The sequence below is a fragment of the Blastopirellula marina genome, assembly GCF_002967765.1.
Classification (GTDB): Bacteria; Planctomycetota; Planctomycetia; order Pirellulales; family Pirellulaceae; genus Bremerella; species Bremerella marina_A.
In genome coordinates, this window is sequence record NZ_PUHY01000005.1 from 106,966 (window position 1) to 122,376 (window position 15,411).

At 51.7% G+C, this 15,411-nt stretch carries 12 protein-coding genes; 9 read left to right on the forward strand and 3 right to left on the reverse strand.

Annotated features, from left to right (window positions below):
• The first annotated feature begins 118 nt into the window (after positions 1–118).
• Positions 119–1,180, forward strand: a complete 1,062-nt coding sequence (locus tag C5Y83_RS04520; RefSeq protein WP_105328469.1) for a ribonucleotide-diphosphate reductase subunit beta — start codon at positions 119–121, stop codon at positions 1,178–1,180.
• Between the two features lie 1,089 nt (positions 1,181–2,269).
• Here the strand turns inward: C5Y83_RS04520 and C5Y83_RS04530 are convergent.
• The 3 genes from C5Y83_RS04530 to C5Y83_RS04540 form a co-directional block, all read right to left on the reverse strand.
• Positions 2,270–2,656, reverse strand: coding sequence for a hypothetical protein (locus tag C5Y83_RS04530; RefSeq protein ID WP_105328471.1), 387 nt, complete (start codon positions 2,654–2,656; stop codon positions 2,270–2,272).
• 118 nt (positions 2,657–2,774) lie between these two features.
• Positions 2,775–3,338 carry a hypothetical protein gene (locus C5Y83_RS04535; protein WP_105328472.1) on the reverse strand — a complete coding sequence of 188 codons (564 nt, stop codon included), beginning with the start codon at positions 3,336–3,338 and terminating at the stop codon, positions 2,775–2,777.
• A 63-nt stretch (positions 3,339–3,401) separates the two neighbouring features.
• Positions 3,402–3,656 carry a hypothetical protein gene (locus C5Y83_RS04540; protein ID WP_105328473.1) on the reverse strand — a complete coding sequence of 85 codons (255 nt, stop codon included), beginning with the start codon at positions 3,654–3,656 and terminating at the stop codon, positions 3,402–3,404.
• Between the two features lie 189 nt (positions 3,657–3,845).
• On the opposite strand from C5Y83_RS04540, the gene C5Y83_RS04545 reads away from it, so the two are divergent.
• The 8 genes from C5Y83_RS04545 (at position 3,846) to C5Y83_RS04580 (ending at position 15,364) form a co-directional block, all read left to right on the forward strand.
• A complete protein-coding gene (locus C5Y83_RS04545) occupies positions 3,846–4,439 on the forward strand; it encodes a hypothetical protein (protein ID WP_105328474.1) in 594 nt (197 codons plus the stop codon).
• 20 nt (positions 4,440–4,459) lie between these two features.
• Positions 4,460–4,981: a dual specificity protein phosphatase family protein gene (locus tag C5Y83_RS04550; RefSeq protein ID WP_105328475.1), complete on the forward strand. Its 522-nt coding sequence runs from the start codon at positions 4,460–4,462 to the stop codon at positions 4,979–4,981.
• Between the two features lie 87 nt (positions 4,982–5,068).
• Positions 5,069–6,736, forward strand: a complete 1,668-nt coding sequence (locus tag C5Y83_RS04555; RefSeq protein WP_105328476.1) for a hypothetical protein — start codon at positions 5,069–5,071, stop codon at positions 6,734–6,736.
• Between the two features lie 107 nt (positions 6,737–6,843).
• A complete protein-coding gene (locus tag C5Y83_RS04560; protein ID WP_105328477.1) occupies positions 6,844–8,505 on the forward strand; it encodes a hypothetical protein in 1,662 nt (553 codons plus the stop codon).
• Between the two features lie 120 nt (positions 8,506–8,625).
• Entirely contained in the window at positions 8,626–10,278 is a 1,653-nt protein-coding gene (locus C5Y83_RS04565) for a leucine-rich repeat domain-containing protein (protein ID WP_158262230.1), read from the forward strand.
• 46 nt (positions 10,279–10,324) lie between these two features.
• Complete coding sequence (locus tag C5Y83_RS04570) at positions 10,325–11,998, forward strand: leucine-rich repeat domain-containing protein (RefSeq protein WP_105328479.1); 1,674 nt, start codon at positions 10,325–10,327, stop codon at positions 11,996–11,998.
• Positions 11,999–12,023: 25 nt separating this feature from the next.
• Positions 12,024–13,682, forward strand: a complete 1,659-nt coding sequence (locus C5Y83_RS04575) for a hypothetical protein (RefSeq protein ID WP_105328480.1) — start codon at positions 12,024–12,026, stop codon at positions 13,680–13,682.
• 95 nt (positions 13,683–13,777) lie between these two features.
• Entirely contained in the window at positions 13,778–15,364 is a 1,587-nt protein-coding gene (locus tag C5Y83_RS04580) for a hypothetical protein (RefSeq protein ID WP_105328481.1), read from the forward strand.
• Positions 15,365–15,411 lie beyond the last annotated feature (47 nt).

Below are 15,411 nucleotides of genomic sequence, written 5' to 3' on the forward strand. Positions count from 1 at the left end.
GGCCCGATCATGCACGGTTAGGCCCTGATGATGAACGCGTCGGCCGTCGAGACCCAATCGGCCGGCGCGATTGCATGACGCAATTTTCCTGAACCACTTTTCCTCTCGGAGAAACACGATGTCTACTCCAAGCCTTGGCTTTGATACGGAAATGACCGGAACCAAGCGTGTTCGGGCCAGCGAAAAGCGACTGATCAATGCCCATCAGGTCGACGTCAATCAGCTGATGCCGCTGAAGTATCACTGGGCGTGGGAGCATTACCTCAACGGTTGTGCCAACCACTGGATGCCGACCGAAGTTCCGATGACCAAGGACATCGAAACTTGGCGCAGCGACAAGCTGACCGAAGATGAACGTAAGGTCATCATGCGGAACCTCGGTTTCTTTTCGACCGCCGAAAGTCTGGTTGGCAATAACCTGGTCCTGGCGATCTTTAAACACGTGACCAACGCCGAGGCACGCCAATACCTCTTGCGTCAAGCGTTTGAAGAAGCGATCCACTCGCATACGTTTTTGTACGTCGTGGAAAGCCTCGGCTTGAACGAGGGTGAAGTCTTCAACATGTATCACGAAGTCCCCGCGATCACGAAGAAGGACGAGTTCGAGATGAACTTGACCCGCGAAGTGCTCGACCCAGACTTCCGCACCGACTCGTTCGAGGGAATTCAAACATTCCTGAAGAACCTGATCGGTTACTACATCATTATGGAAGGTATCTTCTTCTATACCGGTTTCGTGATGGTGTTGTCGTTCCATCGCCGCAACTTGATGACCGGAATTGGCGAGCAGTTCCAGTACATCTTGCGTGACGAAACGGTTCACTTGAACTTCGGGATCGACCTGATCAACGGCATCAAGGAAGAAAACCCGGAAGTTTGGACCGAAGAATTCCAGCAATCGATCATCGACCTGATTCAGGAAGCGGTCGAACTGGAAATCAACTACGCGACCGACTGCCTCCCCAACGGCATCCTGGGACTCAACCGCGAACTGTTCCGCGACTACGTCCACCACATCGCCGATCGCCGCCTGGAACGTATTGGTTTGGCCAAACAGTTCAACCAACCGAACAACCCGTTCCCTTGGATGAGCGAAACGATGGACCTAGCCAAAGAAAAGAACTTCTTCGAAACCCGCGTCACCGAATACCAAAGCTCCAGCGGTCTCAGCTGGGACTAACTGGCAGCTTTGTTAGAGCCAAGGATTGTGTCTTGTGAAGGACCACAAAGGCCGCCCACCCTGCAAAGGATGGGCGGCCTTTTTTTGTGCGGTGGAAGGCAGAGTTAGCCTGAGATTGATAAGTAATGTATGCTGGGTCGCGACCCCGCGAAGACAAACCGGCGCCCGACATAAACTCTGCATTGTTGATCGAATCATACAAGGAGAAACACTCCGCGGAATGATGATCCGCCAACCGCAGGCGGAAATCGCTGGAATGCGCTTCGCTTACTCCAGCCTACTCCTCTGAGGTTTCGGCAGAATTGAGAACCGACATTCGCCGTCTGGTTCGCAATGCACTCAACAATATCGAATTGAGATGTCCATGACTTCCAGTCCGAAAACAATCAACGTATTCGTAGGTGAATGCAATGGAAAAGACTACGTTTTTGCCCTAACTGAAGAATCTGCCAAGGCATTGGTTGAAAGTCATTTCGCATTTGGCAATCCAACAGAGAGCGAATACGCTGTTAGCAACGTGTGGGCGGAAACCAAGTCAGACGTGGGTTGGCGAATTCGCAAAGATGAGGTGGAGGCGTATTTCATTACTGTTGAGTTGTCGATAGCAGACGGAGAAGGCCACCTTAATTGGATATGCCAATTCTGTGAGACTGCTTACAGCGATGATTGGTCGAAACAGGATTCTATGCCGATTCTCTTGCGATGCGGTTGCACAGGCAAATCGAGATACTTGATCGGTGACGTGTCGAAGTAGTAAACAATCGGTCACTGACTATTCGGCTTCTGCATCACGATCTTCGCAGGCTTCCACGGTATGAACACGGGCACGCCTGATGGAGGCGGCTTGGGCTTTCTGCTCAAGCTCTTGTTGACCGCTGAATACCGTGTCAACGGATTGATCATCGACAGTCCGATGACGACGTTCTTGTCATCGAGCCACAAGCCTTCGCATTGCTGCTGCTCTCGCTCTACAAGCCTACTCCTCTGGAACGGATGGGCAGCCTTTTTTATGTATTTGGTCGTAAACAGATTTCTCGTAAGACAGGCACGCTAGAAACAAATGTAAGATGCTATCAAACCAGTACCTACTTAGTTAGAGCATCGATCAATGCCAAAGAATTCTTGGATCGTCTCACTTAGCTTTTCTACAGGAATGTCGTCTTCATAAAACGATTCTCTGTTCTCCGTGTCAAATCTCACGTACACAGTTTCGTCTTCACAATGCCCCATCTGCCCATCAAATTCTGAGGCGTTGACCATGGCAAACCAGTCCAGGCTATCTAAGACAACCAGTTCTGTAGTAGCGGATGGGAAAGTTGACTTTATTTGAAGAGCTGCTTTTCGGACAACGTGCAAGGCAGCATCTGGAGCATCCCCAACCTCTCTGTAGTTTTCCCGCCAATTCGGATCCCCCAGCCCTAGCATTACAGGATGATCATCAAGCGTATGCCAAGTCGAAGGATCAAAAACATTCATCCGATAAATCCCCAATGTGATTCCTGTTGTTGAAGATCGCCGTTGTCTCGTTGTATTTTATGCCGATGGAATTCGTCGGAAATACGGTGGATTACGAGGGTGCTTTCCAATTAACCTATCACCATCCTTTCGTCGGGGCGAATGTCCTAAAGAATTGCTGTGTTGAGTATCCACGGTTGCCTGTCGGTGTGTCGGAAGCATTTATTGCGACGGACGATACCAGCGAATCGATCTTGATGCCTGCCTGTTTGGCTTGATGGTAGAGATTGGTCATGATTGACTGCGCTGCGGGGTCGTCTCCGAAATCCGCGATTGCCAACATGAGAAGCAGCGTATTGGTGAGTTGTTCGTCGTTCTGCGTATTGACCCGCCACGATTGCTCGTCGATTAATGTGCCGAGATACAACCGCACGTTGGGATACTGAAGGATCGTCTCCCGAATTGCCTTCTGACGATCGGAACTACCGCGGCCGTAGTCGTCAGCGATCTTGAACATCGCACTTCGATAGCGTGACCAGACTTGTCCGAACGTCGTGGCAGCCCTTAACTCAAGAAACGACGCGTACTCTGCGGGACTCATTTCAGCAATTCGGCAGAAACCTTCGTCGAAGTCATCGCAATCATCTTCTTGACCTTGTAGCAGATGTTCGAGATTCGATAGATGCTGGAATTCACTTTCCATTTTGAGACATCCCAACTTATTCGCCGATGTTATCCAGTTTCGTTAATCGTGTAGGTCTTTTCCTTAAACCAATCCCATTGCCTCAGGCAGCGACCGAAGGAATTCGCTTCGTTCGGCTTTCGTACGCTCGATGGCGGAAGCGTACTCTTCACACGCCTGACAAAACGCGTGCACGGCCAGATCGCCGCCGCTTCGCAATGTGGCCGCGACCTGTTCCATTTGCGATACCGCAACGTCGGGGTCAAGCAGTTCATCGCCGGTGAATTCCAGGAAGCAAAGCAGATCGATCAGGGCTCGCGTGATAGCTTGGTTGTTCATGTTTCTCATACAGCCGAGAAGATCGGCAATTCTCTCAGACGTTTCAGGATGCTTGGTCGCGTAGGAACGGGCTTTGATCGGAAATGGTCGAGCAACAGGCGATGTTTTTTATACCAGCCAGCGAAGCAGCACTCACCTCTCGTTGAAAATCGGCTAGGATAGAGGGTGCAGTACACCGAGATATCACGCATGAAAACCGCCATTATCGGTTGGGGGTCCTTGCTTTGGGACGACCGGCCGCAATTCGATCAACATCACGGCCCTTGGTTCTACGATGGGCCGCGGTTGCGGCTAGAGTTTTCGCGGGTGTCGGTACGTCGGCAAAAGGCGTTAACGCTGGTGATCGAGAAGACGATTGGTTCCGAGTGTCAGGTCGCTTACACGGTCAGTCACCGGGAAGATGTCCGAAACGCGATTGAAGATCTACAGATTCGTGAAGGCGCGACGCCGAAGCAGGTGGGCGTCTGGCGAAAAGATCCCCACTCCGAAATTCCTTTACTGCGGGAAGTCCCACCCAGCATCGATCAGTGGGCACGCCTAACCGATTTCGATTATGTGTTGTGGACCGGGTTACCGAACAATTTCAAACAGCTTAGCTACGGTCAGGCCGATTTCTCGCTAGCGGCTGCGGGTGCGCATATCCGCTCGTTGGACGAGATCGGGCAAGCGAAAGCCGTGGAATATATCTTCCGCGCGCCTGAATTCATTCAAACGCCGCTTCGCAGTGAACTTGAGTCAGCCGAGTGGTTTCGGCTATTGTGGGAGCGAACTCGAAACGCATAGCCGCCGAAAAAGGGGCAACCATGCATCCGAAGCTGATCGCCGCGATTCAGGAAGGTATCTTCCCAGTTACCACCCGGATTGCGATTGGCCGATTCGCGACGCCTGACCGATGTGCATTCTTAAAAGAGAAGGACATCACGCATATTCTAAACGTGAGTGATGCCGATAGCCTGGCGACGGTTCGCAGCGCTGGTTTCGCTGAGGTCCGCGATATTCCGATTGATGACTATGTGCGGATTCCGACGAAGCAAGCATTGAATGCCGTCCAAACGTTGCATGCGATGTTGAACCAGCCAGATTCGAAGGTTTACTTGCACTGTATCGCGGGACAAATCCGATCGCCAACGATTCTGTGGCTGTACCTGGTCGCGCTGGGAATGGGAAAACGGCAGGCGAAACAAATTATCACCGATCACTCCCCCGACGCCCAGCCAGGTCATAACACCTTGGTCGATGCTGCGTTGGTCGACGAGATCTACAACTGGGGACGCAAGCTCGGCCGCATCGACCGAGCCGCACTGATGGAGCCAGCATACGAGTAGCGAATTGTTTGCCTATCCTGGTAAGGTCTGCTACCGTCGAACTTGCGTTGTGCCTTGTCCGAGATCTTTCCCCCGGCTGTCTAACCGATGCCCCGCTTTCTTCGCCAGTTTGGTTTGCGCACACTGTTACTGTTCTGCTTTGTGGCAGCGGTCTGCTTTGGCCTGTTGCGGTGGCGTATGGACAGGATTCATCGTCAGCATGCGGTCGCGAAGGAGCTGCTGGAAAGGAATGCGCGAATTCAGTGGCAGACGTCCGGGCCGAAGTGGCTACGAGATGTGGTGGGCGCCTACTACTTCACGGAACTAGTGATGGTTGATCTGCAAATGCGTGGTCAACAGGATCAAGAGTTGTCGCTGCTTGGAGACTTGCCGGCGCTCGAGCGACTTTACCTGGCTGGCAATCCGTTGATCAGCGATCAGGGGCTCGATCACCTGCGAGAGTTAAAACATATTCGCCGCTTGTCGCTATGGGGAACCGGAGTCACCGATAACGGGCTTTCCAAGCTTTCCCATTTCGACGCGTTGGAAGCACTCGATCTCAAAGATACCCAAGTAACCCAAGCGGGGCTGGCGAGGTTGTCGCCACTGCCCAAGCTGAAGGAACTTTATCACCGATTTGAATTCACCGACGAAGGTCTGCAAGCGGTCGCTCAATTGCCGACGGTTTATTTCGGTGAGTTACAAGTTGGCGAAATATCGCAGCGAGGTTTTGCGCAGCTACCCAAGATTCGGTTCTCGAAGATTACGCTACAGAACGCGAACGTGACGGACTGGCCTTGGTATCTATACGATCATCCTACGATGAGCCAGATTGAACTCCATCGTGTGGAAATTACCGACGAGCAAGCAAAGCAACTGATAGCAACCAATGACCTACACTACGTGATTTTGAATGACGTTCCCGTTTCTGACGAGATCTTGCCCGCCCTCGTCGCTTTAGGAAATGGGCTTACCCTACGTCTCAAGGGAACAAAGATCTCGGCCAATGGGTTCCTGAAACATCTTGGTGATCGCCAGCCGGGTAGGATGCATATAAGTGACGAAATCATATCGATGTCGTCCATGGGAATCCCGGGTATGTATCTATCGTATACAGGACAGGTGCCACTGCACGATTTACCAGGGTTAGCCAACCTTCACGATGTTGGATTTCTGAGTATCGAAACTAGTTATCCGAAGATTGATTTAAGCCATCTCCCTCCGCTACCGAGTCTGGAATTGATAGTGCTTGACGTACCAATTAACGACACGGCTTTGGCGAGACTGGCCCCTCAGCTAGGCTTAAAGACAATCATCGTGAGTGCTGGCGATCAATTCACACCAACTGGGCTGCAAGCTCTGAAAGATTGCCGATCGCTTGAGGAACTGCTTCTGGTTGAGGACGCGCGAATGACCGACGAACATCTTGCGGCGATCAGTGAGTGCAGGCAGCTGAGATCGCTGGCGATTCACTCGCACGGAGAGATAACCCCACAGGGTATCGCATGCCTGGCCGATATGCCGCGCCTGACGATGTTGACTATCGCATTTGAGGATCAGATCGAGAATGATGTCTTAGCAGAGGCCGCCCAACTGAAGAAACTGGAAGAGTTGACGATCATAGAATCTGATTTCATGGATGAAAACGTCCCGTCCTTGGTGGGAATGACAAATCTAAAAGAGCTGACAATTTATCACTCCCGCATGTCCCCGGCCGCTAATGAGCGGCTACGTAAGGCGCTGCCCGGGGTGAAGATGGAAGTCTTTGATCGGTAAGACGCAAGTTGCCGCACCGCGAAATGTTTGCCTGCTGTTGAAGCATTTGATACGGTCGAAACTATCAGATCCCCTTCCCCACCCAATTCTCTTTCACGAGCGGCACGATGCCCCGCTTTCTTCGCCAGTTTGGTCTTCGCACGTTGTTATTGTTCTGCTTTGTGGCAGCGGTCTGCTTTGGTCTGTTGCGGTGGCATATGGACGGGATTCATCGTCAGCATGCGGTGGCGAAGGAGCTGCTGGAAAGGAATGCGCGGATTCAGTGGCAGACGTCTGGGCCGAAGTGGCTACGAGATGTGGTGGGCGACTACTACTTCACGGAACTGGTGATGGTTGATCTGCAGATGCGTGGTCAACAGGATCAAGAGTTGTCGCTGCTTGGAGACTTGCCGGCGCTTGAGCGACTTTACCTGGCTGGCAATCCGTTGATCAGCGATCAGGGGCTCGATCACCTGCGAACGTTAAAGCATGTTCGCCGCTTGTCGCTTTGGGGCACTGGAGTTACCGATGAGGGGTTGTCCAAACTTTCCCATCTTGAAGCGTTGGAGGCACTCGATCTGAAGGACACCAAAGTAACCCAAGCTGGGCTGACTAAGTTGGTGGGATTTAAGAATCTACGGGAATTGCACCATCGACTCTTGCTCGATGATGATGGAGTAACGGCGATTGCGCAACTTCCCAAACTTCAGATTCGTGACTTAAAGGTAAACGGGCTTACCGAGCGAGGCTTCGCGCTGCTGAAAAACATTTCGTTTACCCAGTTAACGATCGAAAACACGCAATACGCCGACTGGCCGCGACATTTGATTTCTCATCCCACGATGACAGAGATTGTCGGGCATCAATCAAGGACAAACAGTGCTTCTTTCAAGCAGATGTTAGCTTCCAAGCAATTCACCCTTATCCGTTTGAAGGACGTGCCCGTTTCGGATGAGATCCTACCGGAGCTCGCCGTCCAGAAAAGTTTGGGCAACTTGCTACTCAGCGGAACGGAGATCACCGCCGACGAATTTCTTCGCCAGTTCGCCGCACGAGATCCTCAGCAAATCTACATTAACGACGTTAGCGTTCGGATGTTAGAGAATGGCATGCCGTGGATAAACGTTGTGTATTCCGGCAAGGTTGTGATGGAGAGAATTTCAGGCCTGGATGGTATTCAGAACACCACGACGTTGAGTCTCGTCGCGAAGCAAGACGTTGTCGACCTGAGTCATCTGCCTGACAAAACGCTGCTCAAGCGGGTTTGGATTCAGGGCACGCTGAAAGATGCCGATTGGCATAAGCTGGCGATGCAAGAGGAGTTACACACGATCATCGTCATTGGAAAAGACCAGCCGTTCACATCTGTAGGCTTATTGACGATGAAGGACCGCGAAACGCTGAGGTCTCTTCGGTTAGACATCGGAAAACTGTCGAACGAGCACTTGGCGGCAATTGGTGAATTTCGATCGCTGGAGGCCCTTATCCTTGGGCCTGACTCGAATGTCACATCCGAAGGCTTTCAACGTTTGATCGGTTTGAAAAATCTAAAAGCGCTTGAAATCGACTTCTCGGAACAAGTTGATGACCAAATTTTGGCGGAGTTAGCGAAGTTGGAAGGTCTGGAGACGGTAACGATCGGACGATCGCTGTTAACGGACGAGGGGATTAGCTATTTGCGGAAAATGCCGAATCTAACCGAGCTTGGTATTCGTCATACCAGTCGTTCGCCTTCCGATTTGCTGCGGCTGCAGGAGGCGTTGCCAAGTGTGAAAGTCCGCTTGAGATAGAAGGTAGTATAGCGGCAGAAATAAGATCCGTAGTCAATTGTTTGCTATGGCTGGGTGCATTTGATACGGTCGAAACTATCCGATCCCTTCTCCACCCAATTCTCTTTCATGAGCGGCGCGATGCCTCGCTTTCTTCGCCAGTTTGGTCTGCGGACGCTGCTATTATTTTGCACGCTGGCGGCCGTCTGCTTTGGTCTGTGGCGATCGCACATGACCTGGGTCGATCACCAGTACCAGATCGCGCAGCAAATTGCGGATCGCAAAGGAAATGTTCGCTGGGCGACTTGGGGGCCGGCTTGGGTGCATGACCTGTTCGGAAGCCATTACTTCACGCATGTCATTACGGTCGATTGGCATCACAAAAAAATTCATGACGAGGATATGCAACTCCTCCGCGAGGTTACCACGCTGGAGGAACTGTACGTGCCAGGCACACGCATCTCGAACGCAGGTATCGAGGTGGTGGCCGACTTGCCGAGACTCAAGCGATTGGCGGTCTGGCGAACGAAACTCACCGATCGTGGCCTGGAGACGATCGGGAAACTAAAGAATCTCGAAGCGCTCGATATCCATGCAACCGAAGTGACCGAGAAAGGCTTTCGTCATTTACGTGGTCTACCAAAGCTGAAGTTGTTTCGGCACAGCTTGGAGCTTACCGATGAAGGAGTCGGCCATCTGGCAACGATTCCGAATATTGAACTCGAAGGAGTCAAGTGCCGCGGACTCTCTGACGCGTGTTTGCAGTGGGTGGCAAACCAGCGAAAGCTAATTGGCCTGCATGTGATGCATCCGAAGGGAGAAGCATGGGCGGAAAGGTTCATCGGGCATCCCTTCTTACAGTCGCTTGATGTCGGTTTTGCCGCGATGACCGACGAACAGCTGCGGAATTTGTTGCTGGCCAATACGCTCTCCTATGTAAATATCCATCGTGTGCCGGTCACCGACGAAGGCCTGGCTTTGCCGGTTGGCGGAGGAAAATTACGAGGATTAAACCTTTACCAGACGGAAATTACCCCACGTGCGTTCTTGAAAAAACTAGGATCGAACGCCTCGCAGGTGTCGATCGATCCGACGTCGATTGTCGTGAAAGATGGTGCCACAGGCGCACGCTTCGGGTGGCATGGTCATGTGACGAGCGAGATGTGGCCGTATTTCGCGGAATGTCAACTGGCAACATCGTTCACATGCGACGTATGGCTGCCGAAGGATGTCGATCCTGATTTCCTTGGTTCGATGAAAGCGTTAGAGAACGTCACGTTTCATTGCCCAATTGATGACCGCGGGATGAAGGCACTCGGGCAGTTACCGAAGCTCAAATCGTTGATCCTTTCTGGGGAACAGAATATCTCGCCTGCTGGCTACGCGCACCTGGCGGATTGCGAAGATCTGGAAAGTCTTTTCATCGTGCAAGGTGGGGTTGACGATGACGAACTGATGGAGATCGGCAAGCTGAAAGATTTGACCAGCTTGCGTTTTTACGACAATCCGATCACCGACGACGGCCTCCGGGCGATTACTTCGTTAAGAAGGCTGACTTTCTTAGAACTCGACCGATGCGAGCAGCTTACCGATGAGGCGATGCGCTGGGTCGCCAAGCTGGAGAAACTGCAAACATTGAAGTGCCGAGGTAGCAAGATTGGCGACGAAGGACTCAAGCATTTACATGGAATGCCTGGACTGCTCAATGTGAACATCTCTGGATCACGCCATACTCGGGCAGCGCTGAATGCCCTCCGAGATTCCTTGCCCAGCAAAGGTGGTAGCTTCTGGTGATGTTCCGTACTGATCCTCATCCCAGTTGTTTCCAAAAGGAAAAGTAATGCCTCGTTTTCTTCGCCAGTTCGGTCTGCGGACGCTGCTGCTATTCTGCACGTTTGCGGCGGTTTGCTTTGGGCTGTGGCGATGGCATATGACTTGGGTCGATCAGCAACATGTAATTGCGAAGCAGATTGCGGACCGTAATGGAAATGTTCGTTGGAGAACTTGGGGGCCAGGCTGGGCGCACGATGCGTTTACTAGCTACTATTTTCAACAGATCATCGCGGTCGACCTTTCGCACAAGAATCTGCGCGATCAAGACCTGCAGTTGCTGCGCGAGATCCCAACGCTGGAAGAGCTGTACGTTCCGGGGAATCACAAGATTACGGATGAAGGGATGAAAGTTCTGGAGCACTTGCCACGGATTCGCAAATTAGCAATCTGGAACACAAAGTTAAGCAACGAAACACTGAAGTCGGTCGCCAAACTGCGAGATCTCGAAGTCCTCGATCTCTCTCTAACCAAAATGACCCCAGCCGGAATTAATCTGCTGAATGGATCACCAAAGCTTAAAAGGCTGCTGCACGATTGGGTTTTCGACGATGCTGGGATCGAAGGGATCGCGTCGCTGCCGAGTGTCGAAATGCACACCATTCGAGCCAATGATTTATCCGACGCAAGCTTTGAACGAATTCAACAGCATATTCATGTCGAAAACCTGATCGTACGGCGACCGACCGGTGACCAATGGGCATCTTACCTTCTGAATCATCCGACGATCTGTGCACTTCAGGTTTATCAGGGCAAAATGAGCGATTCGCAACTGCGAAAGCTACTGCTGTCCAATCGACTCGATAGTCTGCATCTCGAGGATGTACCAGTCGGCGATGCCGCACTTTTTCCTCGTCTCGAAGGAATGCATATGACGCGTTTCACCGTCTTTGGAACGAAGATCAGTGCGCAAGCGATTCTGGAGAACTTGGGGCCAGGTTCGCAATTTGTTTCCGTCGCCGTCGATCCGTTCCAGCCAGTTGTTAAAGTCAGCCTGACGGGCGCTGCGTACGGCCCCGATTGCTATTGGATGGGTTCGTTCGATCCAGCCGACTTACAGCACCTGGATAACTGCGGGGAAATCAAACAGTTAGCGATCACTGGCTTACGGCTTCCGAATCCTCGTCTGGACTTTGGCGACGATACCGAGGCTCGCCGGAAGTACGATCTTTGCTGCAAGGTCGATGATGACTACATGAAGATGATCGCCCAGATGCGTGGTTTGGAGTCGCTACGGATCACCGGCACGGATCGGCTTTCGGTAAAAGGTCTGCGTCCAATTGATCAGCTCACGAGCCTCACTACGTTGGAACTGCGATCGACGAAGCTCACAGACGAGCATCTGAACACAATCGGCAAGCTGAAGTCTTTGGAACAATTGGACCTGACCGGCAATCGCATCACGAGTGCAGGAATTCGGAAGCTCGCCGTCCTGACGAGGCTAACCCATTTGGATTTGACCGACTGCCACGAAGTCGACGACGAAGCCATGGCGTGGCTGATTCCCTTGAAGAACCTCAAGTATCTCGATGTTTCGGGAACCAAGATTGGGGCGATAAGTCCCGAATTGGAAAAGGCCAATCCGAATCTTTATATGATGAATCACCAAGCTAATAATAATATGATTTGGCAACGCCCCACGCAGCCGGCTCGCGTCATCAACGGCGCCATTCCGATCAATTAACCGTCAACTTCACGATCAGACACCAGTGCCACGCTTCTTACGTCAATTCGGCCTTCGTACGCTGCTGCTGTTCTGCACTCTGGCAGCCGTCTGCTTCGGTACGGTCAGATGGCATATGACTTGGGTCGACTCACAGCACGAATTGGCGGAAAGGATTTCGCATCGACGGGGTGACGTAAGCTGGAAGACCTGGGGCCCAGAGTGGTTGCATCGTACGTTTGGCAGTCATTACTTCCAATCGATCGTTGCGGTCGATTGGAATCAAAGACGTATCAACATCGAAGACCTGATGATGGTCAGGGCAATTCCAACGCTGGAAGAATTGGATGCTTCCGGCAATCGAATCACGGATGTCGGCATGAAAGCGTTGCTCGCACTCCCCCGCTTACGCAAGCTTTCGATCTCCGATACGCCCACGACCGACACGACTCTAGAATATGTCGGCGGCGGCCTCAAGAATCTGGAGGTCTTGAAAATCGATGATACGCGGATGACCGAAGAGGGTTTGAAGTTCCTCCGTGGCTTGCCAAAGCTAAAGGCATTGGAATGCGGGATGCCAATCTCGGACGCTGGGATTTCTCATTTAGCAAGCATTCCAAATCTGAAATGCGATAAGCTGCGATGCAAGAATATCTCGGCGGAAGGCATCCGACAGATTAAAGAAAGGTGGCCCGTCAAGAGGCTCGAGTTGATCCAGCCGCAAGCAGATCAGGCAGACGGCGATTTGCTGGAGATTCCTACTTTAGAAGCACTGATCGTTACCGGGGGAAAAATAACGGACGAACAATTACGCAACGTCCTGCGCGGAAATCACCTGAAAGAGCTGATTCTAAGTGACGTCCCCATCGGTGATGCGGCTTTCGTCTCTTCACTCAGTCTTAAGAATATGAGTCGACTTGATTTGAATCGAACCAACGTGACACCGCAAGGACTGTTTAAGATTTATGGAGCCGATGCAATCTATGGTGGCATCCGCTTGGAGACACGAACGGATGAAGCATTGATCGCGATTCGTTGCGCACCAAATGGCCTGATTTCTATCTGGACTGGATCGTTCGAAGCTGACGATTGGCAGGCATTGACGTACCTGACCAGGTTGAGTGGACTGGAGATCCATCGATGGGATAATCAAGATGTATTCGAGCGGACTTTAGCCAAGAACAAGCCACCAATGTCTTGCGAGATTGATGACAATGTTATGCGGATCTTGGCATCGCTCCCAGAACTGAAGAACTTGACGCTTAATGGCCAACTCAAGATTACCCCGCAAGGGCTTCTTCCTTTGGCAGAGACGAATCGTCTTGAAGGGATGGACTTCGGGGCGATGCCACTAACCGATGAGCATCTCGTGGTGATTGGCAAAATGACGAATCTCGTTAGTTTATCGATGTCGAGTCACCTCATCCGTGATGAAGGTGCCAAGTCGCTTCAATCGCTTCAAGCTTTAACCTGGCTCAAGATCTCTGGCTGTACGCGTCTTACCAATGAGACACTTCACTGGATAAGTAAACTTCGTGCTGTACAGTCTCTCTATTTAGTCGAATTGCAGATTGATGATGAAGGATTAGAACACCTCCATAGAATGCCTGCCCTAACCCAGGTGTTTTGTGACAATACCGACTGCACGGATGATGGAAAGGCAAAATTGCTCCGGTCGTTACCCAGCTTGAGTTCAGCCCCCTAACATCAATGCCACGCTTCTTACGTCAATTCGGCCTTCGTACACTACTGCTGTTCTGCACTCTGACAGCCGTCTGTTTCGGGCTGTGGCGATGGCATATGACTTGGATCGACTTGCAGTATCAATTAGCAGAACAGATCGCCGAGAAACGGGGAGATGTTAGTTGGTCTACCTGGGGGCCAGCGTGGCTTCATGAAACCTTTGGAAGTCGGTATTTTTCGGAGATTGTTACCGTCCATTGGGAGCACGACAACGTTTCGGACGACGACATTAAGCTGCTGGGCGAAATCTCGACGCTCGAAGAGGTCTACATCGCCGGCAATCCGATTACCGATCGCGGAATCAAAGTCTTGGAGCGGTTGCCGCGAGTACGGAAGCTTTCGTTATGGAGCACTCGTGTCTCCGATGATGGGTTGGCCAGTGTTGGGAAACTGCGAAATCTTGAAGTACTCGATATCAAGCATAGCCAGTTCACTAACAAAGGTTTAGTTCATCTCCGGGAGATGACTAGGCTGCGAAGATTGTTACTCTCGATGTGGCTCAATGATGAAGGCATCGAACATCTTGCTACGATCCCTCGACTCAGCTTCAAAAGCCTCATAACGCTTGGCCTGACGGATGCCACGGTTTCGTTAATTCATGAACGAATCGATGTGAAAGAGTTGCGGATCGAACGTCCCTACGGCGATCGTTGGGCGGAATTCCTGGTGGATCATCCTACCTTGGAGTCTTTGTACATTGTCCACGCGGAGATGAGCGATGCGCAGCTTCGTGAGTTGATGCTGTCCAATCGTCTGCAATATCTGTCCATTAGCAATACGCCGGTCAGCGATGAGGGACTGATTGCGGCGAAGCAATTGACTAACATGAAATCACTACATCTTGCCGTCACGAAGGTTACCCCTGCTGGCGTCTTTGAAATCTACGGATCGCAAGCACGTGAAGTCAGTATCTATTCGAACAACGTTCATGATCGAACGAGTATCTACTTCAATCGGCCCATCGTTGGCCCCAGCGTCGAGTGGATCGGAAAGCTTGACTCCCAAGATCTGACGCTCGTCGAGCATGTGCCCAACATGGAGAAGTTCTACATTCAATCGCCAACCGGTGCTCGCGGTGTTTTCGCTGAGGCCAAGGTCGTCAACGAAGAAATGGATGGAGGACCGGAACTTCAGCTTGATGATGCAAGCTTGTCGCGATTGACTCAACTGCCGGCGCTGAGCGATCTGCAAATCCTTGGTGTGCAAGACTTCTCGGCAAAGGGGCTTACCGCCCTAGCCAATGCTAAGCAGCTTCGCGCGTTGACAATTACTTCCGCAGGCCTCACCGACAAAGATATCGCGCCGATCGGCTCCCTGACCCAACTGCAGAGATTGAACCTCTCTGGCAACGGCTTTTCCTCTAAGGGCATGCAGCATCTAACGTCTCTTACCAAACTTGAGAACATAGAACTGTCGGTCTGCTTGAGACTGGACAGCGAAGCGGGCAAATCGATTCGCGAGATGACCAGCTTAAAAACAATCACGGCAAAACTCACGCCACTCGGCGACGAAGGTCTGAGACATCTGCACGGAATGCCTGCCCTGGTCACCGTCGATTTTCGCGGCCCCGGCATCACCACGAAAGGTATACGCGATTTAAGGAACTCGCTTCCGGTCGTAAACAATCCCGTTACTGCGAAGTAGTTGTGTCCGAGATCGATAATTCTTTGTATTGTCTAGCCACCGCTTGA